The 23110-nt window shown below is 71.1% G+C and carries 17 protein-coding genes and 2 pseudogenes; 10 read left to right on the top strand and 9 right to left on the bottom strand.

The genetic code is table 11. The annotated features are described in order from the left end of the window. The first annotated feature begins 294 nt into the window (after positions 1-294). On the top strand, positions 295-717 hold the full coding sequence (locus ABZO29_RS11555; RefSeq protein ID WP_367320075.1) for an ATP-binding protein: 423 nt from the start codon (positions 295-297) through the stop codon (positions 715-717). Positions 718-777: 60 nt separating this feature from the next. On the opposite strand, the gene ABZO29_RS11550 is transcribed toward ABZO29_RS11555, so the two are convergent. Next, positions 778-1827: a DUF2637 domain-containing protein gene (locus ABZO29_RS11550; protein ID WP_367320074.1), complete on the bottom strand. Its 1050-nt coding sequence runs from the start codon at positions 1825-1827 to the stop codon at positions 778-780. A gap of 394 nt (positions 1828-2221) precedes the next feature. Further along, positions 2222-2356, bottom strand: a pseudogene (locus tag ABZO29_RS11545) (iron-sulfur protein); the annotation flags it as partial. Between the two features lie 117 nt (positions 2357-2473). Between ABZO29_RS11545 and ABZO29_RS11540 the strand changes: the two are divergent. Then, the gene (locus tag ABZO29_RS11540; RefSeq protein ID WP_367320073.1) at positions 2474-3328 is read left to right on the top strand and encodes a GntR family transcriptional regulator; all 855 of its coding nucleotides are present in this window, start codon (positions 2474-2476) and stop codon (positions 3326-3328) included. A 131-nt stretch (positions 3329-3459) separates the two neighbouring features. Here ABZO29_RS11540 and ABZO29_RS11535 read toward each other — a convergent pair whose 3' ends face one another. Together ABZO29_RS11535 and ABZO29_RS11530 are read right to left on the bottom strand one after the other, a co-directional pair. Beyond that, positions 3460-4242 (bottom strand): hypothetical protein, encoded by a 783-nt coding sequence (locus ABZO29_RS11535; RefSeq protein ID WP_367320072.1) that lies wholly within the window; start codon positions 4240-4242, stop codon positions 3460-3462. A gap of 217 nt (positions 4243-4459) precedes the next feature. After that, the gene (locus ABZO29_RS11530; protein ID WP_367320071.1) at positions 4460-6133 is read right to left on the bottom strand and encodes a PucR family transcriptional regulator; all 1674 of its coding nucleotides are present in this window, start codon (positions 6131-6133) and stop codon (positions 4460-4462) included. 321 nt (positions 6134-6454) lie between these two features. On the opposite strand from ABZO29_RS11530, the gene ABZO29_RS11525 reads away from it, so the two are divergent. The 5 genes from ABZO29_RS11525 to ABZO29_RS11505 all read left to right on the top strand — a co-directional run bounded on the left by ABZO29_RS11525 (position 6455) and on the right by ABZO29_RS11505 (position 13181). Next, positions 6455-7354 carry a xanthine dehydrogenase family protein subunit M gene (locus tag ABZO29_RS11525; RefSeq protein ID WP_367320070.1) on the top strand — a complete coding sequence of 300 codons (900 nt, stop codon included), beginning with the start codon at positions 6455-6457 and terminating at the stop codon, positions 7352-7354. Then, a complete protein-coding gene (locus ABZO29_RS11520) occupies positions 7354-7926 on the top strand; it encodes a (2Fe-2S)-binding protein (RefSeq protein WP_367320069.1) in 573 nt (190 codons plus the stop codon). The genes ABZO29_RS11525 and ABZO29_RS11520 overlap by 1 nt, the downstream gene beginning before the upstream one ends. Before the next feature lie 2 nt (positions 7927-7928). Beyond that, positions 7929-10322 (top strand): xanthine dehydrogenase family protein molybdopterin-binding subunit, encoded by a 2394-nt coding sequence (locus tag ABZO29_RS11515; protein ID WP_367320068.1) that lies wholly within the window; start codon positions 7929-7931, stop codon positions 10320-10322. Positions 10323-10481: 159 nt separating this feature from the next. Continuing rightward, the gene (locus ABZO29_RS11510) at positions 10482-11939 is read left to right on the top strand and encodes an NCS2 family permease (protein ID WP_367320067.1); all 1458 of its coding nucleotides are present in this window, start codon (positions 10482-10484) and stop codon (positions 11937-11939) included. Positions 11940-12029: 90 nt separating this feature from the next. Then, entirely contained in the window at positions 12030-13181 is a 1152-nt protein-coding gene (locus tag ABZO29_RS11505) for an XdhC family protein (protein WP_367320066.1), read from the top strand. Here ABZO29_RS11505 and ABZO29_RS11500 read toward each other — a convergent pair. Together ABZO29_RS11500 and ABZO29_RS11495 are read right to left on the bottom strand one after the other, a co-directional pair. Then, positions 13133-14440, bottom strand: a complete 1308-nt coding sequence (locus ABZO29_RS11500) for a lanthionine synthetase LanC family protein (RefSeq protein WP_367320065.1) — start codon at positions 14438-14440, stop codon at positions 13133-13135. The genes ABZO29_RS11505 and ABZO29_RS11500 overlap by 49 nt on opposite strands. Before the next feature lie 45 nt (positions 14441-14485). Beyond that, entirely contained in the window at positions 14486-14938 is a 453-nt protein-coding gene (locus tag ABZO29_RS11495) for an SRPBCC family protein (RefSeq protein WP_367320064.1), read from the bottom strand. A gap of 153 nt (positions 14939-15091) precedes the next feature. Between ABZO29_RS11495 and ABZO29_RS11490 the strand changes: the two genes are divergently transcribed. Beyond that, positions 15092-16312, top strand: coding sequence for a cytochrome P450 (locus ABZO29_RS11490; RefSeq protein ID WP_367320063.1), 1221 nt, complete (start codon positions 15092-15094; stop codon positions 16310-16312). A 1-nt stretch (position 16313) separates the two neighbouring features. Here the strand turns inward: ABZO29_RS11490 and ABZO29_RS11485 are convergent. The 3 genes and pseudogenes from ABZO29_RS11485 to ABZO29_RS11475 form a co-directional block, all read right to left on the bottom strand. Next, positions 16314-17115, bottom strand: a pseudogene (locus ABZO29_RS11485) (polysaccharide deacetylase family protein). A gap of 86 nt (positions 17116-17201) precedes the next feature. Further along, positions 17202-18623, bottom strand: a complete 1422-nt coding sequence (locus ABZO29_RS11480; RefSeq protein ID WP_367326108.1) for a family 43 glycosylhydrolase — start codon at positions 18621-18623, stop codon at positions 17202-17204. A 61-nt stretch (positions 18624-18684) separates the two neighbouring features. Next, positions 18685-20196 (bottom strand): family 43 glycosylhydrolase, encoded by a 1512-nt coding sequence (locus tag ABZO29_RS11475; RefSeq protein WP_367320062.1) that lies wholly within the window; start codon positions 20194-20196, stop codon positions 18685-18687. A gap of 193 nt (positions 20197-20389) precedes the next feature. On the opposite strand from ABZO29_RS11475, the gene ABZO29_RS11470 reads away from it, so the two are divergent. Next, positions 20390-21889, top strand: coding sequence for a hypothetical protein (locus ABZO29_RS11470; RefSeq protein WP_367320061.1), 1500 nt, complete (start codon positions 20390-20392; stop codon positions 21887-21889). A gap of 108 nt (positions 21890-21997) precedes the next feature. Continuing rightward, positions 21998-23014: a LacI family DNA-binding transcriptional regulator gene (locus tag ABZO29_RS11465; protein WP_367320060.1), complete on the top strand. Its 1017-nt coding sequence runs from the start codon at positions 21998-22000 to the stop codon at positions 23012-23014. Positions 23015-23110 lie beyond the last annotated feature (96 nt).

Genomic DNA, 23110 nt, shown 5'->3' with positions numbered 1-23110 from the left:
CGCGCACGGCGGCTCCTCGGCGGTCCGGACGGCGCCGAAAGGGTTCTCCCCGACCCACCTCGACCATGGTCCGCACCGGGATCAGGACACCGGCCGAAACGCCGTCAGCATGGCCGAACACCTGGTCGTTGACGATTCGACATGACTGGCGCGGTGTCGACGGGGCATGGATCCCCGTGAACGTGTTCGAGCAGGAGGGGAACCGACATCGGCGCGCGGGCGGGGGCCATGAAGAGGCAGGCACGAGGCAGCGGTCGCCTGACGATCGCAGGAACCTCGGCAGGGACCAGGACAGTGGAGGACAAGGCCGACGGCGCCACGGACCGGGTGCAGCCGTCCCAGCTCAGGCGCAGACTCGCGCGGGCGGACCTGCGGGCTGTGCCGGAAGCGCGCAGGGCGCTGCGCGAACTGCTGCGGCACTGGGGGAAACCCGGGCGGTCGGAGATAGCGGAACTGCTCACCAGCGAGCTCGTCACCAACGCGCTCGTCCACACCGATCACGACGCGGTCCTCACGGCCACTGTGGGACCGCTTGGCCTCAGGGTGGAGGTGCGGGACTTCGTGGCCCGCAGACCCCGGCTGCGGGTGCCGAACGCCGACGACGGTACGCACGGCAGAGGCCTGGTCCTGGTGCAGTCCCTCGCGGACGCGTGGGGCGTACGGGCCCACGGGGTGGGGAAGGCGGTGTGGTTCGAACTCGACCCCGGAGCGGCCTGACGGACAACGGAAGGGGGCGTGACCCGAAGGTCACGCCCCCTTCCCGTGGTACCCGGCTGCTCAGCCGAACTGCTGCTCGAGGTCCTTGAGCTTGCGCTCCAGGGAGTCGAGGCGGGGCAGGGCCATCGTGTCGTCCTCCGCCGTGAGGTCGACGGTGATCGGGTCAGAGCCATGGCGAACGGGCTGCAGGGAGGGCCGCGAGCGTACGGGCAGGGATTCTGCCGAGTTCGCTATGGCGGGCTCCGCGGATACGCGTTCCGTGGTGGCCCGCTCCAGGGCCGGCGCGGCCTCCATCCCCCGGCCGCCACGGCCGGGGAAGCCACGGTGGCCCCGGCTGATCGCCTTCAACTGCGCCCGCTCGACCCGCTGCTGCTCGCGACGGCGCAGCTTGGTCTCGTCCTTGCGGGCCTTGTCCTCGCGGACCTCCTCGACGGCCTCGTCCAGGCTGCGCACGCCCTCCAGGAGCATCAGCGACCACGCCTTGTAGGTCTCACGGGGGGCCCGCAGCCAGCGAACGACGCGGATCTGCGGCAGCGGCCGCGGCACCAGGCCCTGCTCGCGCAGTGCGGCCCGGCGGGTCTGCTTCAGGGCGCGGTCGAACAGCACTGCGGCCGACAGCGACATGCCGGAGAAGAACTGCGGTGCGCCGTCGTGGCCGAAGCCCCGGGGTGCGTGCACCCAGTTGAACCAGGCCGCGGCGCCCGCGAAGGTCCACACGAGTATCCGGGAGCCGAGGGCCGCGTCACCGTGGCTGGCCTCGCGCACCGCGAGCACGGAGCAGAACATCGCGGCGCCGTCCAGGCCGAACGGCACCAGGTACTCCCAGCCGCCGGAGAGGCCGAGGTTCTGTTCGCCGAAGCCCACCAGGCCGTGGAAGGAGAGTGCCGCGGCGACCGCCGCGCAGCAGAACAGAAGGACGTAGGAGGCGGTGCCGTAGATGGCCTCCTTGCGCCTGCGGCGCTCCTCGCTGCGCTCCCACGAGTCGTCCGCGCTCGTGTCCTTCCCCGAGGAGTTCTTGCCGCGCCGGAGCACCGCAACCGCCGCCAGCATGCCCAGGAGCAGTACGGCGCCCGGAAGCAGCCAGTTCAGCGATATGTCGGTCAGTCTCATCTGGGGTCCCTTGCATTGGGATAGGGCGTAACGCCCGCCATAGTGGCCCAATCCCACAGGCCCTCAGGGGGTTTCGGGGCAAGAGGCCGCCAAGGAATTGCAAGGGGGGTGCCCAGGGCAGCTTTCTGCTCGAACTGCCGCTTGAGGGGCGGGAGTTGAGTTCGAATAAGACTACCCGTACGGGTGGTTCCACGGAAAGTTCCTGCGGCAGGTGAGGAATTTGTGAATCACCTGTAACCGAGTGGGAGTCCCAGTCGCGGGCGATCTTACGGGATACGGAGAGGAGAGTGCGCCCCAGGGGTGCCTCAACTTGCCGTGGCCGGCGGCTTGGTGAGCAGGAAGAGGGGGCGCCGGTGCGGGAACCGGGGGGCGGTGATCAGCACCAGGCGGGTCAGGTGTACCGGTGCGGCCCGAAGCTCGCGATCACGTCCGGGCGGGCCCGCTGTCCGTGGTTGCGCAGCACCGGTGCCTCGTCCCGGGCGGGGCACGCGTCGAGGCCCGGTCCGTCGTGCGCGAGCGCGGTCGCGGTGACCGCCGAATCCACGGATCGGGATTAAGTAAGGCTTACCTTATCTGGAGTGGTCGGGATTTGAACTGGCGGGCGATACGCCTAAGGTGCTTGACGGACGAGTAACAACCCGCCGTAATGACCGCAAGTGCTGACAACCCCGGAGGAGGACCCGTGAGGCAGGGCGCACAGGGCTCCGCCGCTGCGGCTCGGGTGCCGATGCAGGCGCGGGCTGCGGACATGGGCCGGGAGCGGGAGGCCGGAGTCCGGTCGGCGGAGGTGACGGGGCCTGAGCCGGTGGGGCCGGCGGGCGGTGACGCCCGTGGTGAGCACACGCACAGCGAGGCGCCGATTCCACGGCCGCGTCCCGCCGTACAGCGCTCCTCCGTGCGCGGGCAGATCCTCGACGCGCTGCGCACCGCGCTGGGGACCGGGGAGCTGGCCCCCGGCGAGGTGTACTCGGCGCCGGTGCTCGGGGAGCGCTTCGGGGTGTCCGCGACACCCGTTCGGGAGGCGATGCAGCAGCTGGCGCTGGAGGGGGCCGTCGAGGTTGTTCCCAATCGTGGCTTCCGGGTCGTCGAACGGGGGGCGCGGGAGCTGGCGGAGCTGGCCGAGATACGTGCGCTGATCGAGGTGCCGGTGGTGCTGCGGCTCGCGCGGACGGTACCGGCCGAACGGTGGGCCGAACTGCGTCCGGTGGCGGAGGCGGCGGTGCGGGCGGCGGGCGTGGGGTGCCGGGCCACGTACGCGGAGGCGGATCGCGCGTTCCACAGTGCCGTGCTGTCTCTCGCGGGCAACAAGCAGCTCGTGCGGATGGCCGAGGACCTCCATCGCCGGGCTCAGCGGCCCCTGGCCGGCGGGTCCGTGTCGCGTGGGCATGCGGATCTGGTCGCGGACGCGGCGGAGCATGTGGCCCTGCTGGACGCGCTGATCTCGGGGGAGCTGGACGTGGTGCAGTCGCTGGTGCGGGAGCACTTCGCCGGTGCGGGCTGAGGGGCCGGGTTTTCGCCCCCGCCGCCCCTGCCCGTCCCATCCCAGACCTCGATCGGCCTGAACCGCCTCGTCCTCAAACCCGGACGGGCTGGATTGTGCTCAGCCACGCCGTCAGTCCGCGCCCACCGGCGCTACGCCGTCGCCGCCCCCGCCGCCGGTGGCGTCAGCTGGCGGGACAGCCATGTCGGGACACCCCCGAGCAGGCGGAACAACCGCCCCGCCTCCTCCCGCAACCGCGACGCCTCCGGCTCCGTCTCGGCGTCCGCGAGGGACGCCAGTGCGGGGGCCGTTCCCACGAGGTACCCCAGCTCCTCCCGGATCCGGAGCGATTCGGCGAATCCGTGCCGTGCCTCCGCCAACTCGCCGTCCCGAAGTGCCAGGCCGGCCAGATGCCGCCAGGTGAAGGACAACAGCAGCGGATCGGCATGCGCCGTGGCGCCCGCGTGCGCCCGTCGATACGCCGCACGCGCGGCCTGCGGCGAGCGGGCCAGGTTCTCCGCCAGCAGACCCCGCCGGAAGTCCAGCAACGCCCGCCCCGCCACCCCCGGAGGGATCAGCGCCGCCGCCCGGCCCAGCGCGGCCCGCGCCTCGTCCGCGCGGTCCCGCACCCCGTGCAGCGTCGCGGCGTACGCCAACTGACCGCGTTCACAAGCCGCCGCACCCCGTTCCTGGTCGGTGTGGGCCAGTGCCTCCGCGGTGCGCAGCGCGTCCTCCGCCTCCTCCCAGCCCTGCTCGGTGTACAGACACCGTTCGACGAGCAGCGAGGCCCGCTGCAGGGCGGTCGCCGCGGTGACCGGCTGGAGCAGGGCCGCCGCATCGGCCCAGCAGGCACGCGAGCGCAGCCGCCAAACCGCGGTCTGGAGTGGATCGTCACCAGCGGTCGTTCCCGTACCAGACATGGCGGGATGCGCCACGTTGCCCTCCCCGAGCACGCCATCGAGCTATGAGTGGTGGCGGCATCTCAGCACGAATCGCCGGGCCTGGCCAAGAGGCTGTGTGAAAGATTTCACTTGCGCTGGACTCACGCAAGTCAGTCTGGGGCCCTTTGACGGCACGAACCGGTTTACCGGGGACACGGTTGTGGTCGGCGTCGACAGGGCTGACGGCATACAGCACTCCCGCCCCGACCTTTCAGCTCATCCGCAGCGCCAGGAAGAAATCCAGCTTGTCCTCCAGCCGTGACAGATCACGACTCGTCAACTGCTCGATCCGTCCGACCCGGTAGCGCAGCGTGTTGACGTGCAGGTGCAGCCGTGAGGCGCACCGCGTCCAGGAGCCGTCGCAGTCGAGGAAGGCCTCGAGGGTCGGGATCAGCTCGGCGCGGTGACGGTGGTCGTAGTCCCGGAGCGGGTCGAGCAGCCTGGCCGTGAAGGCCCGGCGCACGTCGTCCGGGACGAACGGCAGCAGCAGCACGTGCGAGGCCAGCTCCTGGTGGCCCGCCGCGCACACCGGGCCCGGCCGCGCCGCCGCCACCCGCCGGGCGTGCCGCGCCTCCTCCAGCGCCCCGCGCAGCCCCTCCGGAGAGTGCACGGCCGCGCTGACGCCGAGTGTGACCCGCCCGTCGTCGTTCAGCCCGGCCGACAGCGGGGCCCGTACGGACTCCAGGAGCGCGTCGGCGAGAATGCCCGTCTCGGAGCCGTCGTGCTCGGTGGACACGGCCGGCAGCGGTACGAGCGCGACGGCCTCGTCGCCCGTGTGGGCGACGGCGATGCGGTCGGACGGCTCGGGGCCGGTGGCGAGCGGGTCGACCAGGATCTCCTCCAGCAGCGCCTGCGCGACCGGACCGCCCTCGATCTCCCCGCCGTCCCATTCGACCCGCGCCACGACCACCTGCCAGTGCGGTGCGGCTCCCAGGCCCGGCAGCAGCACCGGTGCCGCCACGCGCAGGCGCGCCGCGATCTCCGCCGGCGCCGCACCCGTCTGCACCAGCTCCAGCACCTCGTGCGCCAGACGCCTGCGCACCGTGCGCGCCGCGTCCCGCCGGTCCCGCTCGACGGCGATGAGCTGGGTGACGCCCTGGAGCAGGTCGAGCCGCTCCTCCGGCCAGTCACCGGCGTCCGCGTCGACGGCCAGCAGCCAGTCCGACAGCACCGTCTCGCGTACGTCCCGGGAGGCCTGCGGGGAGCGGTCGCTGCTGCGGATCGGGAACAGGGAGTACGTCGTCGAGTCCAGCGTCACCCGGTGCGGGCCGCGCCGGCCCGTGCGGGCGGCGGCCAGCTGCTCGGCGGCCAGCTTCGCGCACACGTCGGCGGGCAGCCCGGGCCCGGCGACCTTCGCTCCGGCGATCAGCCGCCCGGCCGGTGACAGCACCCAGGCGCGCAGGTCCAGGTCAGAGCCGAGCAGGTCCAGGACCACGTCCGGGCCGCCGCCCGCCGGGCCCGAGGTCATCATGCGGCGGTGCCGATCGACCACGGCCGCGAGGTCCCCGGCGCGCTCGCCGCTCACCTGCCGCACGACATGCTCGGTGATCGTCGCGAAGGCCACCGACTCGTGCACCGCGAACAGCGGCAGCCGGTGCCGGGCGCAGGCCACGACCAGGTCGTCCGGGATGGCGCCGAGCTCCGCCTCACCGGCCGCGAGGGCGGTCACCCCGGCCGTCACCAGGATCCGTACGAACGGCTCGGAGTCCGCGGCGTCCCGGCGCCAGGCCAGGCCCGTGAGCACCAGTTCCCCGCCCGACAGGTACCGGCTGGGGTCTCTGAGGTCGGTCGTCATCACGCCGCGCACGGTGCGGTCGAGTTCTTCCCCGCCGCCGAGCAGCCGCAGGCCCAGCGCATCCGTGTCCAGCAGTGCGCGCAGCCGCATTTCGTCGCCGCCGTTCTCTGTCTCGAAATCTACGATGGATCGTGAGGACCGGCCGTGGCCCGGCTGTGTCCCTGGTCACGCGGTTGTGTCGCGCGTTTCCACAGGAAAACAGGGAGGTTACTGATGGCCTCCGTTCATACGAATCTACAAGATGGCCGTCCCGACCAGCCAACTCCTTCATGGTTTCCGTGACTGACCCCGTCGGATCAGGGCGCTGTGTACTGACCCCATTCCGCGTGAACAGCACATGAACGAGCCGGGCCCGCCGCACACGAACTGGCTCGATCCGCACGACCCACGAGACGAAGAAGAGAGCCGGTCATGGACTTCCTTCGCCCCGCCAGCTGGGAGGAGGCGCTCGCCGCAAAGGCAGAGCACCCCGCCGCTGTGCCGATTGCGGGTGGCACCGATGTGATGGTCGAGATCAACTTCGACCACCGGCGGCCCGAGTACCTGCTCGACCTGAACCGCATCGCCGAACTGTACGAGTGGGAGGTCGGCGAGGAGACCGTGCGGCTCGGCGCCTCCGTCCCGTACACGCACATCATGCAGAACCTCCGCGCCGAGCTGCCGGGCCTCGCCCTCGCCTCGCACACGGTCGCCTCCCCGCAGATCCGCAACCGAGGCGGCGTCGGCGGCAACCTCGGCACCGCCTCCCCGGCCGGTGACGCCCACCCCGCCCTCCTCGCGGCCGGCGCCGAGGTCGAGGTCGAGTCGGTGCGCGGCTCACGCCGTATCCCGATCGACGAGTTCTACACCGGGGTGAAGCGCAACGCGCTCGCCGCGGACGAGCTCATCAGGGCCGTCCACATCAAGAAGGCCGACGGTCCTCAGCAGTTCTCGAAGGTCGGTACGCGCAACGCGATGGTCATCGCCGTGTGCGCCTTCGGTCTGGCCCTGCATCCCGAGACCCGCACGGTCCGCACCGGCATCGGCTCCGCCGCACCCACCCCCGTCCGGGCGAAGGCCGCCGAGGAGTTCCTGAACGCGGCGCTCGAAGAGGGCGGCTTCTGGGACAACGGAAAGATCGTCACCCCGTCGGTCGCCAAGCAGTTCGCGGACCTGTGCTCCGCCGCCTGCAACCCGATCGACGACGTCCGGGGCACCGCGAGCTACCGCCGCCACGCGGTCGGCGTCATGGCCCGCCGCACCCTGACCTGGACCTGGGAGTCGTATCGCGGCACTGACGGCCGTACCCATCAGAAGGGGAGTGTCGCCTGATGCGCGTCAACTTCACTGTCAACGGACGTCCGCAGGAAGCCGACGACGTGTGGGAGGGCGAGTCCCTGCTGTACGTGCTGCGCGAGCGCCTCGGGCTTCCCGGTTCGAAGAACGCCTGCGAGCAGGGCGAGTGCGGGTCGTGCACGGTCCGGCTGGACGGCGTGCCGGTGTGTTCGTGTCTGGTCGCCGCCGGTCAGGTCGAGGGCCGTGAGGTCGTCACGGTCGAGGGTCTGGCGGACTACGCCAGGCAGCGGGCGTGCGGTGACTCCTGCGGTACGTCGCTCCAGGACGCTCATCAGTGGGAGGCCAAGCCGGCCGCCGACTCCCAGACCGGCGAGGGCACCGAACTCTCTCCCGTCCAGCAGGCGTTCATCGACGCAGGCGCCGTCCAGTGCGGCTTCTGCACCCCGGGTCTCCTCGTCGCCGCCGACGAGATGCTCGAGCACAACCCGAACCCGACCGACGCGGACATCCGCGAGGCCCTGTCGGGCAACCTGTGCCGCTGCACCGGCTACGAGAAGATCATGGACGCGGTCCGCCTCGCGGCCGCCCGGCAGGGGGAGGCGGTCTGACGATGCCCACCAACGGCGCTCCACTCGGTACTCCCACCAAGATCACCCAGGGTTCTGGGGCCAAGGGCGGCATCGGCGAGTCCACGCTCCGCCCGGACGGCATCCTGAAGGTCACCGGCGAGTTCGCGTACTCGTCGGACATGTGGCACGAGGACATGCTGTGGGGTCAGATCCTGCGCTCCACGGTCGCCCACGCCGAGATCGTCTCCATCGACACCGGCGAGGCCCTCGCCACGCCCGGCGTCCACGCCGTCATGACGTACGACGACCTGCCGACCGAGGTGAGGAACTACGGCCTGGAGATCCAGGACACCCCGGTCCTCGCCCACGGCAAGGTCCGCCACCACGGCGAGCCCGTCGCCATCGTCGCCGCCGACCACCCCGAGACCGCGCGGCGAGCCGCCGCCAAGATCAAGGTCGAGTACCGCGAACTGCCCGTCATCACCGACGAGGCGTCCGCCACCGCCCCGGACGCGGTGCTCGTCCACGAGAACCGCGACGACCACCACTCCGCACACGTCCCGCACCCGAACATCGTGCACCGCCAGCCGATCGTGCGCGGGGACGTGGCGCGGGCGCGCGAGCGCGCCGACGTCATCGTCGGGGGCGAGTACACCTTCGGCATGCAGGACCAGGCGTTCCTCGGCCCCGAGTCCGGTCTCGCCGTGCCCGCCGAGGACGGCGGCGTCGACCTCTACATCGCCACCCAGTGGCTGCACGCCGACCTGCGTCAGATCGCCCCGGTCCTCGGCCTGCCCGAGGACAAGGTCCGGATGACCCTGTCCGGAGTGGGCGGCGCGTTCGGCGGCCGCGAGGACCTCTCGATGCAGATCCACGCCTGCCTGCTGGCGCTCCGCACCGGAAAGCCCGTCAAGATCGTCTACAACCGCTTCGAGTCCTTCTTCGGGCACGTCCACCGCCACCCCGCGAAGTTGCACTACGAGCACGGGGCCACCAAGGACGGCAAGCTGACGCACGTGAAGTGCCGCATCGTCCTGGACGGGGGCGCGTACGCCTCCTCCTCCCCGGCGGTCGTCGGCAACGCCGCCTCGCTGGGCGCCGGCCCGTACGTCATCGACGACGTCGAGATCGAGGCCCTCGCCCTCTACACCAACAACCCCCCGTGCGGCGCGATGCGCGGCTTCGGCGCGGTCCAGGCGTGCTTCGCCTACGAGGCGCAGATGGACAAGGTGGCGCAGCAACTGGGCATGGATCCGGTGGAGTTCCGCCGGCTGAACGCCATGGAACAGGGGGCGATCATGCCGACGGGCCAGCCCGTCGACTCGCCGGCCCCGGTCGCCGAACTCCTGCGCCGCGTCAAGGCGATGCCCATGCCGCCCGAGCGCCAGTGGGAGAGCAGCGAGGGCGCGGACGTACGGCAGCTGCCCGGCGGGCTGTCCAACACCACGCACGGCGAAGGCGTCGTACGGGGCGTCGGCTACGCGGTCGGCATCAAGAACGTGGGCTTCTCGGAGGGCTTCGACGACTACTCCACGGCCAAGGTACGCATGGAGGTCATCGCCGGTGAGCCCGTCGCCACCGTGCACACCGCGATGGCGGAGGTCGGCCAGGGCGGTGTCACCGTCCACGCGCAGATCGCCCGCACCGAGCTGGGTGTCGCCCAGGTGACGATCCGCCCGGCGGACACACAGGTGGGCTCGGCGGGTTCGACGTCCGCGTCCCGGCAGACGTACGTCACCGGCGGCGCCGTGAAGAACGCCTGTGAGCTCGTCCGCGAGAAGGTCCTGGAGATCGGCCGCCGCAAGTTCGGTACGTACCACCCCGCTTGGGCGACGGCGGAGCTGCTGCTCGAGGGCGGCAAGGTCGTCACCGACGGCGGGGAGGTCCTCGCCGACCTGGTGGACGTCCTCGAGGACGAGGCCGTCGAGATCGAGCGGGAGTGGCGGCACCGGCCGACCGAGGCGTTCGACCTGCGTACCGGCCAGGGCAACGGCCATGTCCAGTACTCCTTCGCCGCGCACCGCGCCGTCGTCGAGGTCGACACCGAACTCGGCCTGGTGAAGGTCGTCGAGCTGGCCTGCGCCCAGGACGTCGGCAAGGCGCTCAACCCGCTGTCCGTCGCCGGCCAGATCCAGGGCGGTACGACCCAGGGGCTCGGCGTGGCGGTCATGGAGGAGATCATCGTCGACCCGAGGACGGCGAAGGTGAAGAACCCCTCCTTCACGGACTACCTGATCCCCACCATCCTCGACACGCCGACCATCCCCGTCGACGTCCTCGAACTCGCCGACGACCACGCCCCGTACGGCCTGCGCGGCGTCGGGGAGGCCCCCACACTGTCCTCGACTCCGGCGGTCCTGGCGGCAATCCGCAACGCCACGGGCCTGGAGCTGAACAGGACACCGGTACGTCCCGAACACCTCACGGGAACGTGACCCCTCACGGGGGTTGAGCAGGTGAATTCTTCTGGGGGGCTTGGTCCCCCAGACCCCCGATGTTCGTCTCGGGCCGTCCCCCGGGTCGTGCACGTCCCAAATCCCGCGCAATCGCCGCAGGCAGTCGCGGGTGCCCCTATGAACCTTGGGAGACGGCCCATGACCCAGCAGTCAGTGGAGCCCAGGACCACAGCCGAAGACGCGGGTGAGGGAACCCGCGTCCCGGCCGGCAGGTCCTGGCTCGACCGGTACTTTCACATATCCCAGCGGGGATCCGGCGTCGCGCGCGAAGTGCGCGGCGGCGTCACCACCTTCATGGCGATGGCGTACATCCTCCTGCTCAACCCGCTGATCCTGTCCGGCAAGGACGCGGCCGGGGACACCCTCGGCCAGAAGGCCCTGATCACCGCGACCGCGTTCGCGGCGGCCGTCACCACGCTGCTGATGGGCTTCCTCGGCAGGGTGCCGCTCGCCCTCGCCGCCGGCCTGTCCGTATCCGGTGTCCTGTCCTCGCAGGTGGCCCCGCAGATGACCTGGCCGCAGGCCATGGGCATGTGCGTGATGTACGGCGTGGTCATCATGCTCCTGGTCGTCACCGGCCTGCGCGAGATGATCATGAACGCGATCCCGCTCGCGCTGAAGCACGCGATCACCATGGGCATCGGCCTGTTCATCGCCCTGATCGGCCTGGTGAAGGCCGGCTTCGTGCACCAGGGCAAGGCGACCCCGGTCACCCTCGGCCCGGCCGGCGAACTCGCCGGCTGGCCGGTCCTGCTCTTCGCCGTCACCCTCCTCGCGATCTTCATGCTCCAGGCCCGCGGCATCCCCGGCGCGATCCTGATCGGCATCGTCGGCGGCACCGTGCTCGCCGTGGTCCTCAACGGCCTCGGCGTCATCGACCCGAGGCAGTGGGCTAGCGGCGCCCCCGAACTGCACGGCAGCGCGGTCTCCATGCCGGACTTCTCGATCTTCGGCGATGTCGAGTTCGGCGGCTGGGGCGAGGTCGGCGCGATGACGGTCGGCATGATCGTGTTCACGCTCGTCCTGGCCGGCTTCTTCGACGCGATGGCCACCATCATCGGCGTCGGCACCGAAGCCGAACTGGCCGACGAGCAGGGCCGGATGCCGGGCCTGTCCAAGGCGCTGTTCATCGACGGCGCGGGCGGCGCCATCGGCGGCGTCGCGGGCGCGTCGGGCCAGACGGTGTTCGTCGAGTCGGCGACGGGCGTCGGCGAGGGAGCCCGTACCGGACTGTCCTCCGTCGTCACCGGCCTGTTCTTCGCCGCCTGTCTGTTCTTCACCCCGCTGACGGCGATCGTGCCGGGCGAGGTCGCGGCCGCCGCCCTGGTGGTCATCGGCGCGATGATGATGACGAACGCCCGGCATGTGGACTGGGCCGACCGCGCCACCGCGGTCCCGGTCTTCCTCACCGTCGTGATCATGCCGTTCACGTACTCGATCACGGCTGGAGTCGCCGCCGGAGTCGTCTCGTACGTCGCCATCAAGACCGCGCAGGGCAAGGTGCGGGAAATCGGTGCCTTCATGTGGGGCCTGACAGGGATCTTCCTCGTCTATTTCGCCCTCAATCCCATTGAGGGCTGGCTGGGCGTGCACTGAGCGCTCCGCTGGAAGTGCCGCGGTGTGCCGTCTTTTGACCGCGGCCCGCTGAACCGCCCTTCACACGACTGCTGTCAAGGAGACCGAGAGATGCTGGACATCGCCGAAGAGCTGCACCGGTGGGTCGAGCAGGGCCGTGACTTCGCCGTGGCCACCGTGGTGGCGGTCGGCGGCAGCGCACCCCGCCGGCCGGGCGCGGCCCTTGCGGTGGACGCGGACGGCACGGCGATCGGCTCGGTCTCCGGCGGTTGTGTGGAGGGGGCGGTCTACGAGCTGTGCCAACAGGCCCTCCAGGACGGCGAGCCCGTCCTGGAGCGCTTCGGCTACAGCGATGACGACGCCTTCGCCGTCGGTCTGACCTGCGGCGGCGTCATCGACATCCTGGTCGTGCCGGTGCGGGCGGGCGCCCCCGTCCGCCCGGTGGTCGCGGCCGCCGTGTCCGCCGCGGCGGTGGGGGAGGCGGCGGCGCTCGCACGGATCGTCACCGGCCCCACGCAACTGCGGGGCCGCGCGATGCTGGTGCGCCCCGACGGCTCGTACGAGGGCGGCTTCGGCGCACACCCGGAACTCGACCGCACGGTGGCCGCCGAGACGGGCGCCTTCCTGGACGGCGGCCGCACCGGCACCCTGGAGATCGGCGAACAGGGCTCGCGCTGCGGAGCCCCGCTCACGCTCCTGATCGAGTCCTCGGTGCCGCCGCCCCGGATGATCGTCTTCGGCGCGATCGACTTCGCGTCGGCGCTGGTGAGGGTCGGCAAGTTCCTCGGCCACCACGTCACGGTGTGCGACGCGCGCCCCGTGTTCGCCACGCGGGCCCGCTTCCCCGAGGCCGACGAGATCGTCGTCGAGTGGCCCCACAAGTACCTGGAGCGTACGGACGTCGACGCCCGTACGGTCCTGTGCGTCCTCACCCACGACGCCAAGTTCGACGTACCGCTGCTGCGGCTGGCCCTGCGCCTCCCCGTGGCCTACGTCGGTGCGATGGGCTCGCGCCGCACCCATCTGGACCGCAACGAACGCCTGCGCGAGGCGGGCGTGACGGAGCTGGAGCTGGCCCGCCTCAGGTCCCCCATCGGCCTCGACCTGGGCGCCCGCACGCCGGAGGAGACGGCCCTGTCGATCGCCGCGGAGATCGTCGCCGACCGGCGTGGAGGCAGCGGGGTTTCACTCACCGGCGCGCACACCCCGATCCATCACGACACGGCGTCGGTGCCGGCCGGGGGGATCGGGTCGGTGGCCTGAGCGGTGGTCCGCCGCACCGGCGGCTGGTCCGGCCAGGCGAACGCGTAGTCCGGGTCGCCGCCCCGGCTCACCCGCACGAAGCGCAGCAGTTCGCGCGCGATGCCGGCGTTGCCCATCGCCCACCCGGTCTCCGGTTCGAGGTCGCTCGGGGTGGCCCGGTGCTCGACGTTGGACCAGCGCGCGCCGTCCGTGTCCCGGGTCGCGTGAGAGGCGAGGTCCGCGACGAGCACCCGGGCGAAGCCGGGGGAGTCGTCCTGCTCGGCCATCCGGTCGCACGCCAGCGCCAGGACACCGGCCGTGCCGCAGCAGCGGCCGTTGTTGTCCCAGAAGCCGGGCCGCAGCCGGCGCGGCAGACCGCAGTGGATCACGGTGTGCCAGCAGCGGTCGGCGAGGGCTGGCCAGACGGGGTCGCCGAGGACGTCCCGGAGCTGACGGAAGACCTGGGCGTCGCCCGTCGGACCGTGGCACCAGCCGTAGTTGAACCGCTCGACCACGTCGGAGCGGTGCCAGGGGTCGGAGTGCGGCACCAGGAAGCCGTCGGGCCCCGCCTCGTCGCGGGAGACGACGTCCGCGACGGCGGACCGCGCCAGCTCCACGAGGTCGGCGCGCCCGGTGGCCGCGCCGACCGTGGCCAGCGCGTAGGCGACGCCGAGCGTGCCGTGCGAGACGTGGTGCATGCGCCCGGGCGCTCCGGGGCGGAACTCCCAGTGGACGCCGTTCGGCGTCGTCTCGGCGGTCCGCAGATACGGCTCCAGCGCGCGCACGGCCAGATCGGCATCGCCCAGCGCCAGCGCGCCCAGGCCGATCCCGGCGTTGCCGCCCATCAGCTCGAACAGCTCGCCCCAGCGCGTCCCGTCGAACCGCGACCGCACCAGCTGCAGGGCCCGGTCCGCCGCGGCACCGGCGTCGGTGTCGCCCAACTCGTCGTGCACGGCCCGCAGCGCGAGGGCGATGCCGGTGCGGCCGAAGTACAGCGAATCGTCCTCGCAGTCGTCGACGGCGACCGCGAGACTGCGCGCGGCACGCAGAGCGAGGTCCCCGTAAGCGTCGTCTGCGAAGTGCCGTCGCGCTTCGAGGAGTACGGGTACGACCCCCGCCGTACCGTTGTAGAGCATCGGCTCGAGCGCGTCGCCGGAGGGCCGAGTTGCCCAGCCGAGCCCACCCTCCTCGGTGTCCCGCCCGACTGCGATCAACCAACGCAACGCGTCCACCGCGAGCGCCTCGACCTCTTCCACCGTCCACGTTTCGGCTGCCGTCATGGCGCCCACTCTGCCAGGCACCGACCGCCGGCTGCGCCTGGCCGTTCACGGTCGGTCAAGAGGTGAACGCAGCAGCGCGTTGACCGCCCGACCGAACACCGAACGCGCCGCAGCCCGCAGCAGCGGATCGAAGACGCGTGGCAGCAGGCGGAGGCGCAGCTCCTCGCGCCACACCACCCGGGTCCGGCCTCCCGGGCCGGGCCTGACCTCGATCTCGGCCCAACCGAGCACGATCCGGCCCCGCTTGACCATACGGACCAGCCCGGGCTCGCCGTCCTGCGGCGGCCGCCACAGCGTGACCTCCATGCGATCGTCGAAGGCGAGCGGGCCGATGCCCGAACGGGCGACGAACACCGTGCCTTCACGGGTCGGCGGTGGCGTGACGACGGTGACGCGGGTCAGGGGGACCACGTCGCCGTGCCGGGGCCACTCCGTGAGCCGGCGCCAGGCCTCGTCGAGGGGGAGCGGCACCGTGCGTTCGAGATGGAAGTTGACCACCTGACGATCGTAAGGAGTCGGACCTGTTCAGCCCTGTCGTCCCCCTGCGGCTCACACAGTTGGCCCATTGGTTCCTCGGTGGGGCCCCTACCGCCTCGCACACCGGTACGGCACCATGAGCGCGACCGCGAACCGACCAGCCGGGAGGGCCCCGTGGACCGCCAACTGCACGCAATGCTCGACGAGTTGCAGCGCGATCCCTACCCGCACTACGCGCGTGCGCACCGCGCCGAAGGGCTCACCCACGTCCCTGAACTCGACGCCTGGCTGGTCGCCAGGGACGCCGACGTACGCGAAGTCCTGCGCCGGCCCGAGGACTTCTCGTCGGTGGCCGTATTGCGCCCGGACGTCATGCCCTCGCCCGCCGCGCTCGCCGTCCTCGCCGGAGGTTTCGGCGGGCATCCCGTCGTCGTCACCTCCGACGGGGACCGCCACCAGCGACTGCGCGCCCCCGTCGTCCGCGGTCTGTCGCCCGCGCGTGTCGCCGCGGTCCTGCCGTACGCCGCCGAGCGTGCGGCGGCCCTCGTCGACGGGTTCGTCAAGGACGGCCGGGTGGAGCTGATGTCGGCCTACGCCCAGCGGCTTCCCGGCGAGGTCGTCGGCCGGATCGTGGGCCTCGAACCCGCCGACGTGCCGGCCGTCGTGCACGGCGGACACCGCGCCGAGGAACTGCTGTTCCGTCCCCTGGAGGAAGAGGACCAGGTCGCCGCCGCCCAGGACGTGGTCGCGATGCAGCGGATCCTCGACCGGTACGCCCGCGAGCGCCACGTCCGGCCGCGCGAGGACCTCTGTTCGGAGATCACCGCCTCCGTGGCCACCCCGGGAGAGGGCGAACTCACCTCCGACCGGCGCAACGAGGCCGTCTCCCATCTGCAGAACCTGCTGATCGCCGGACACCTCACCACCACGGCGCTCATCGGCACGACCGTCCTGCACCTGCTGCGGCACCCGGCCCAGTGGGAACTGCTGTGCGCCGAACCCGACCGCATCCCGGCGGCGGTCGAGGAGGCCGCCCGCTACGACACCGCCCTGCAGGGCTTCCGCCGGGTCACCACCCGGCCGGTCACCCTCGCCGGCACCGAACTCCCCGCCGGTGCAACGTTGTTCGTGGCATTCGGCGGGGCCAACCGGGATGCCGTACGGCATCCGAGCCCGGACGAGTTCGACATCACCCGAAGGCAGGCCCGCCACCTCGCCTTCGGGACCGGCCCCCACGCCTGCCCCGGCTCGCACCTCGCCCGCGAGCAACTACGGCTCACCCTCACCGAGTTGACGAGCCGCCTGCCCGGCCTGCGACTGGCGGATGACCGCCCGGTCACCATGAGGCCGACGATGATCCACCGTTCCCCCTGCGAACTGCACCTGGCCTGGTGACTCAGGGCCGGTACACCGTCCCCGGCTCCGCCCTGCCGGGCGCCAGCAGCTGCGGAACCGTCACGAACACGTACCCCCGCTCCTTCAGCGCGTCGACGATCCCCGGAACGGCCGGCACGGTTCCGTCGTAGATGTCGTGCAGCAGGATGATCCCGTCCCGGGACGCCTGCGCGAGGACGCGGCGCTCGATGAGCGCGGAGTCGTCGGTCGTGTAGTCCTTCGCGGTCACGCTCCACAGCACCTCCGCGATGCCGAGTTCGCGGCAGATCTCGTGGACGGTGTCGTTCGTGCGGCCCTGCGGCGGGCGCATGAGGGTGGGTCTGCGTCCGGTGAGGCGCGCTATCTCCTGGTTCGGGCGCTCGAGTTCCTCGCGTATCTCCTCCGGCCCGAGCGAGGTGAGGATCTTGTGGTCCCAGGTGTGGCTGGCGACCTCGTGGCCCTCGGCGGCCATCCGCTTGACGAGCTCGGGGTACTTCTCGATGTGCCGCTCGCCCAGCAGGAAGAAGGTCGCCGGGACCTGTTTCTCCTTCAGGATGTCCAGCAGTTGTGCGGAATGCTCGCTCGGCCCCGCGTCGAAGGTGAGCGCAATGCTCCCCCAGAGGGGGTACCCCCATTCACTCCGACTTCGCTCCGTTCGCCTCGCGGCAGTCGACGGTCCCGAACCGGGCCTGGGCGGTGGCATGGGCGCGTGCGGCGCTGGGTGCGCTGGTCTCGAGCTTCGTGCAGCCGCTCAGTGCCAGCGTGAGGGAAGCGGCCGCCGCCGAGACGGCGACGGCACGCAACCCGGCCCCCGTTTTCTTCATCTTGTTGGTCAGAGATCGCATGCCGAGACTATACATAGTGAGTATACACGGCGTTTATAGCGATCCCTGTCATACGGACAGGGGCATCACTGGGCGTAGAAAGTGGCGTCTCCCCTGTCCGTCGCCGTGCTCGGAGTCTGCACGTACAGCAGGTAGTTGTAGTGGCGGATGTAGCGGCCGGCGGAGTTGTACGACTCGTAGGAGATCCCCGCGGAGTCGGCGAGACCCGCCCGCTTGTAGAAGCTCGCGTCCGACGCGAACTGGGCGGTGCCGTCGTTCTTCTCCAGCCACACCTCGAAGTTCTTGTGCCGCAGGAAGTAGCCGGGGAAGTTGGCCGACTCCAGGGACACCGTGCCGCTGCCGGTCAGACCGGTGACCACACGGAACTGCGAGTCCGCGAGCGGGCTGACATTGGCCTCGATCCTGGCGCGGAACTCCCAGTGCCGGATGAACCTGTCCGCGAAGTTGTACGACGAGAAGCGCTGCGGGGTGACCCCGTCGGCGACCGGGATGCCGAAGTCGGGGGTGCCGTCGGCCTTCCAGTACACCTTCTGCACGCGCGTACGGCGGTTCGGGTCGTTGAGCGGGTCCCCGGTGATGTCCTTGTAGCTGCGGTCGTGGTAGACGAGGATGTCCGACTTGCCGTCCTCGGAGACGGTGAAGGAGTTGTGGCCCGGACCGTACTGCGAGGTCGAGTCGTTCGTCTTGAACACCGGCTGCGAACCCTTCGACCAGGAGGCCGGGTTGGTCAGGTCGGCGGAGGCGGACGCGGTCAGCATGCCGAGGCAGTAGTTGGCGTCGGTCGCGCTGGCGGAGTAGGTCATGAAGACCTTGCCGCCGTGCTGGATGACCGCCGGTCCCTCGTTGACCTTGTAGCCGATGGTCTCCCAGGACAGCGTGGGCTGGGAGATCTCCGCCGGAGTGCCGGTGATCGTCCAGGGGTTGGCCATCTTCGCGATGAACAGACTGGTGTTGTTGTTCTCGGACGGGTTGCGCTGGGCCCAGGCGAGGTAGCGCACGCCGTTCACGACGAAGGTCGTGGAGTCGAGCGAGAAGCTCTCCCACGTGGTCTTGATCTGGCCCTTCTCGGCCCAGGTCGCGGTCAGCGGGTTGGCGCCGGTGCCCTCGAGGACGTACATGCGGATCGCCCATATGTCACTGGTGGAGCCGGCGGCGAAGTACACGTACCACTTGCCGTCGATGAAGTGGATCTCCGGCGCCCAGATGTGGGCGCCCATGACCCCGCTGCTGTGCTTGGTCCAGATGGTGACCTCCTGGGCCGTCGACAGGCCCTGGATGGTCGTGGCCCGGCGCAGCACGATGCGGTCGTACTCGGGGACCGTGGCGGTGAAGTAGTAGTAGCCGTCGGTGTGTTTGAAGATGTGCGGGTCGGCCCGCTTCTCGGCGATCGGGTTGGTGTAGGTGACCGCGGGGGAGTCGGGCACGGCCGCGTGCGCGGTGGTGCCCGGTCCGGTGAGGGCGGCCGCGAGGGCCACCAGGACGGCCATGAGCAGCCGTACGGCATTGCGTCTCAAGGGAGTTCTCCTGAGTGTGCGGGGGAGGGGGGGATCAGGTGGTGGGCACGAGCCGCCACTGCTGGCAGTTGTTGTTCAGCCACGTCCACTGCCGTACGTCGGTGCCGTTCGCGGTGCCGCAGTCCGCGACGTCGGCGACCTTGCCGCTGTTCTCGTTGACGATCCGGACGTAGTCGCCGCTCGCCGTGAAGACCAGGCGGTAGCGCTGGCACTTGTTGTTCAGCCAGGACCACTGCCGGATGTCGGCGCCGTCGGCGGTGGAGCAGGACGCCGTGTCCATCACGCCGCCGGTGGCCACGTTGACCAGCCGGTTGGTGTCGTCGCCGAGGTCCTCGACCTTCCACTTCTGGTTGGCGCCGCCGTTGCAGCTCCACTGGAAGATGTTGGTGCCGTTGGCGGTGTCGCCGCCGTTCACGTCCAGGCACTTGCCGCTGTTGCGGTTGACGAGGGTGTACGACGTGGGGGTCGCCGCGGTCTCGCCGGACGGGCCGGGGAGCGTCGTGCCGAGCGCGACCGGGGTGCCGAAGTTCGGGGTGCCGTCCGCGTTCCAGGTGAACTTCTGGGCGCGCGTGGTCCGTCCGTTGCCGCAGCCGCCCGACGACGAGGAGTTGGCGTGGTAGACGATCCAGTTCTCGGTGCCGTCCGGCGAGGTGAAGAAGCCGTTGTGGCCCGGCCCGTACACGCTGTTGGCGTCACTGCGCTGGAAGACGGGCGTCTGCTTCTTGGTCCAGGAGGCCGGGTTCAGCGGGTCGGAGCCGGTCAGCTCCAGTTGGCCCAGCTTGTAGTCGGCGGTCTGGCAGGAGCTCGCGGAGTAGGTGAGGAACGTCCGGCCGTCGTGGTACAGCGGCTCCGGGCCCTCGTTGACCGGTGAGCCCGAGGTCTCCCAGCTCAGCGTGGGACTCGAGATGATGGTGAAGGTGCTGCCGGCGAGCGTGTACGGGTTGCTCATCGGCGCGATGACCAGGCTCTGCCTGCTGCCGTTGATGAAGCCGCTGCCGACGAGGTAGAGGTTGCCGTTCGCCTGGAGCACGCTGGCGTCGATGAGCCAGCCGCCCGGTGTCAGGTTGGACCCGGTGAGCGAGCCCTTGTAGGTGTAGGGGCCCAGCGGGTCGGTGCCTGCGCTCTCCAGGACGTGTGTGCGCTGGGAGTCGCAGCAGGAGACGCCGCTCTGGCCGGCCGAGTAGTACAGGTACCAGTGGCCGTTGAAGAGGTGGATCTCCGGCGCCCAGATGTTGGTGTTGCGGGTCGGCGTGGTGTCCGACCACACCTGCACGTTGGGCGCGGTGGCCAGGCCCGCCAGGGTCGGCGACTTCCGCATGCCGAGCATCCCGGTGAACGTGGTGGTGATCAGGTAGTAGTTGCCGTCGTAGTACTGCAGCCAGGGGTCCGCGCCCTTGAACGACTTGAGCGGGTTTGTGTACGGGCGGCCGTCCGCCGCGGAGACCGGCTGGGTCGCCGCCACGAGGGCGACCAGGAGGGCCAGCACACAGACCAGCAGGGGTCTGCGCCGGCGCACGCCGGCGCGCTTCCAGAACATCCGAGGCATACGGGACCGTCCTTGTCCGTAATATCGAACATAGTTCGTAACTTCGGCCAGAACATAGGGGTCGGACATGGCCCCGTCAATGGTTTCGTCAAGCGCCTTGTCGGCCCGGAAGGCGAAACCCTGCGCCGTTCGGGCCAGCTCAGCAGGCGAGTGGCGGTCGCCGGGGCCAGCGTGGAGCTGTGAGGGGTGAACGATGACCGACAGTTCGAACGCGACCTTGCCCGGCGCCCGCCGACCGGGACCGCAGCCGGTTGCCGTCATGCCATGGCGTGCGTGGCGCGACGCATGGCTCGCCGCGGTGGCGGCCGCCTTCACGCTGGCCCAGCTCGTCCTCGTCCGGCCGGGCATGGGCCTCGGCTGGGACGAGACCGTGTACGTCAGCCAGGTCAGCTCCCACGCTCCGGCGGCCTTCTTCAGCGCACCCCGCGCGCGTGGGGTCTCCCTGCTGGTGGCCCCGATCGCCTCGTGGTCGCCGTCCACCCCGCTGCTGCGGACCTACCTGGCCGTCCTGTCCGGGCTCGCCCTGTTCCTCGCACTGCGCACCTGGCGCGGACTGTTCCCCACCCGCGTCCTCGCCCTGGCCGGAGCCCTGTTCGCCTCGCTGTGGATCACACTGTTCTACGGCCCCCAGGCCATGCCCAACTACTGGGTGGCGATCGGCGCCCTGGCCTGCGTCGGCTGCTTCCTGCGCACCCGGGCCGGCGGCGGCGACCGGGCGGCCCTGTGGGGCGTGTTCGCCGGGGCGGCCCTGATGGCGTTGATGCGGCCCGGGGACGCGGTCTGGGTGGTCCTTCCGCTGCTCTTCCTTTCCTTCGCCGTACGCCGATGGCGGCGCCCCCGGCTGCTCGTGGCCCTGGTGGCCGGGTCGGCCGCGGGGGCGGCCCCGTGGGTGATCGAGGCCTACGCCGGCCACGGCGGTCTCGCGCAGCGGCTGTCCGACGCCTCCCGCATCCAGGGCGGACTCGGCTGGCACCTCGCCTTCGACGACCAGGTGCGCAGCCTGGGCGGGCGAACCCTGTGCCGCCCCTGCATCGAAGCGGCACCGCATCCGGCGGTGACCCTGTGGTGGTTCGTCCTGCCCGTCCTGGCCGTCCTGGGGCTGGTGGTCGCGGTCCGGGCCGGGCGCACGGCACGCACCCTGGTGCCGCTCGTCTGCGCCACGGCCGCGGCCGTCCCGTACCTGCTCCTGATCGGTTACGCCGCCCCGCGCTTCCTGCTGCCCGCCTACGCGCTGCTGGCGATCCCCGTCGCCGACGCGCTCGTCCATCTGGTCACCGCGTCCGGCCGGGGCCTGCGCCCGGTCGTCGTGACCGCGGTGGCGCTGGCGCTGACCGGTCATCTGGCCGTCCAGTTCGTGGTGCTGGAGCGGACCGTGGACCGCACCACCGTCTCCCACCGCAACTGGTCCCGCGCCGCCGCGGACCTCCATCGTTCCGGTGTGCGACCGCCCTGCGTGCTCACCGGGTACTACGCGATTCCCGTCGCCTTCTACGCCGGCTGCGCCTCCGCCCAGACCAGCGGCCACGACGTCAGCACCACCCCGGCGCGGCTCGAGCGGACCGCCCGCAGCACACCGGTCGCCGTGCTCACGCCCGCCGGGGCGCGCCCGCCCGCCTACGCCCGCTCGTGGCCGGCCGAACGCGCGGGCACGATGCAGGCGTACGTCGCCCCCTTCGTGCACCGGGGTGGATGACCGGGCGAGGAACGTTTTCGGCGGCACAGGTACTGTCGTAGCCGTGGAGGAGGCGGCCAGGGGCCGGCCTCTCCGGGAGCCGACCGTACCGTGCGAAGGGAAACGACCATGTCTGGGGCCCGTCGGCCGACGCTCAGCGATGTGGCGCAGCAGGTCGGTGTCAGTGCCAAGACGGTGTCGCGTGTCCTCAACGACGACGGGCCGGTCGCCGCCGAGACCCGGGAGCGGGTGATGGAGGCCGTGCAACGGCTCGGCTTCCGGCCCAACCTGATGGCGCGCCATATGCGTCTCGGCAAGAGCGACACCGCGATCGGGCTGATCGTGCCGGACATGAGCAACCCGTTCTTCGCCACGGTGGTGAGCGGCATCGAGTCGGTGACCCACGACCGGGGCCTGACCCTGCTCGTCGGTTCGTCCGCCCAGGACGCCGAGCGTGAGCGCTCCCTGGTCGGCACCTTCCTGGCCCGCCGCGTCAGCGCCCTCCTCGTGGCGCCGACCGCGAAGGCGGACCACGGGTACCTCAAGGCGGAACGCTCCGCAGGGCTTCCGGTGGTCTTCCTCGACCGTCCCGGAACCGGCCTGGCCGCGGACAGTGTCCTCAGCTCCAACCGGCGCGGCGGCCACGAGGGCACCGCGCACCTGATCGGGCACGGGCACCGCAGGATCGGCTTCGTCGGGGACACGCCAGGCGCCCTCTACACCCGCCGGATGCGTCTGCGCGGCTACCGGGACGCCCTCGCGGAAGCCGGACTGCCCTACGACAAGACGCTGGTGGTGGGCGGTCACGACGTGGAGTCGGCGGCAGCGGCCACCCAGCGCCTGCTGAACCTGGCGGACCCGCCGACCGCGCTGTTCGCGGCGAACAACTTCTCGTCGATGGGGGTCGTGATCGGCCTCTCCCGGGCCGGCCGCAAGGACGTGGCCTTCGTCGGCTTCGACGACGTACCCCTCGCCGAGGTGCTCGAGCCCGCCCTCACCGTGGTCGCCCAGGACCCGGCGGCCATGGGCGCCGCGGCCGCGACGATCGCGCTGTCCCGTCTGGACGGCGACCGATCCCGGGCCCGCTCCACGGAGATACCCACCCGCCTGATCCCACGCGGCTCGGGGGAGCTGCGGCCCCGCTGAGCCGCCGGACAGTGGACGCCGGCGGTGACGGCCACCGCGATCAGTGTGTGCGGCGTCGCGTCGGGATCCGCCTCGATCGTGCCACCGTGAAGCCCG

Origin of the sequence: Streptomyces sp. HUAS ZL42, assembly GCF_040782645.1 — a bacterium.
Taxonomy (GTDB): domain Bacteria; phylum Actinomycetota; class Actinomycetes; order Streptomycetales; family Streptomycetaceae; genus Streptomyces.
Note: the sequence above shows the minus strand (reverse complement) of the source record. Positions and strands in the feature narration are given on the sequence as shown.

Bases quoted from the DNA above. Each gene is read 5' to 3' on its own strand.
- ABZO29_RS11500 (WP_367320065.1), bottom strand. From the start codon at position 14,440: ATGACGGCAGCCGAAACGTGGACGGTGGAAGAGGTCGAGGCGCTCGCG.
- ABZO29_RS11475 (WP_367320062.1), bottom strand. From the start codon at position 20,196: ATGCCTCGGATGTTCTGGAAGCGCGCCGGCGTGCGCCGGCGCAGACCC.
- ABZO29_RS11525 (WP_367320070.1), top strand. From the start codon at position 6,455: ATGGACTTCCTTCGCCCCGCCAGCTGGGAGGAGGCGCTCGCCGCAAAG.
- ABZO29_RS11550 (WP_367320074.1), bottom strand. From the start codon at position 1,827: ATGAGACTGACCGACATATCGCTGAACTGGCTGCTTCCGGGCGCCGTA.
- ABZO29_RS11470 (WP_367320061.1), top strand. From the start codon at position 20,390: ATGACCGACAGTTCGAACGCGACCTTGCCCGGCGCCCGCCGACCGGGA.
- ABZO29_RS11505 (WP_367320066.1), top strand. From the start codon at position 12,030: ATGCTGGACATCGCCGAAGAGCTGCACCGGTGGGTCGAGCAGGGCCGT.
- ABZO29_RS11465 (WP_367320060.1), top strand. From the start codon at position 21,998: ATGTCTGGGGCCCGTCGGCCGACGCTCAGCGATGTGGCGCAGCAGGTC.
- ABZO29_RS11480 (WP_367326108.1), bottom strand. From the start codon at position 18,623: ATGGCCGTCCTGGTGGCCCTCGCGGCCGCCCTCACCGGACCGGGCACC.
- ABZO29_RS11540 (WP_367320073.1), top strand. From the start codon at position 2,474: ATGACCGCAAGTGCTGACAACCCCGGAGGAGGACCCGTGAGGCAGGGC.
- ABZO29_RS11530 (WP_367320071.1), bottom strand. From the start codon at position 6,133: ATGCGGCTGCGCGCACTGCTGGACACGGATGCGCTGGGCCTGCGGCTG.
- ABZO29_RS11520 (WP_367320069.1), top strand. From the start codon at position 7,354: ATGCGCGTCAACTTCACTGTCAACGGACGTCCGCAGGAAGCCGACGAC.
- ABZO29_RS11510 (WP_367320067.1), top strand. From the start codon at position 10,482: ATGACCCAGCAGTCAGTGGAGCCCAGGACCACAGCCGAAGACGCGGGT.
- ABZO29_RS11515 (WP_367320068.1), top strand. From the start codon at position 7,929: ATGCCCACCAACGGCGCTCCACTCGGTACTCCCACCAAGATCACCCAG.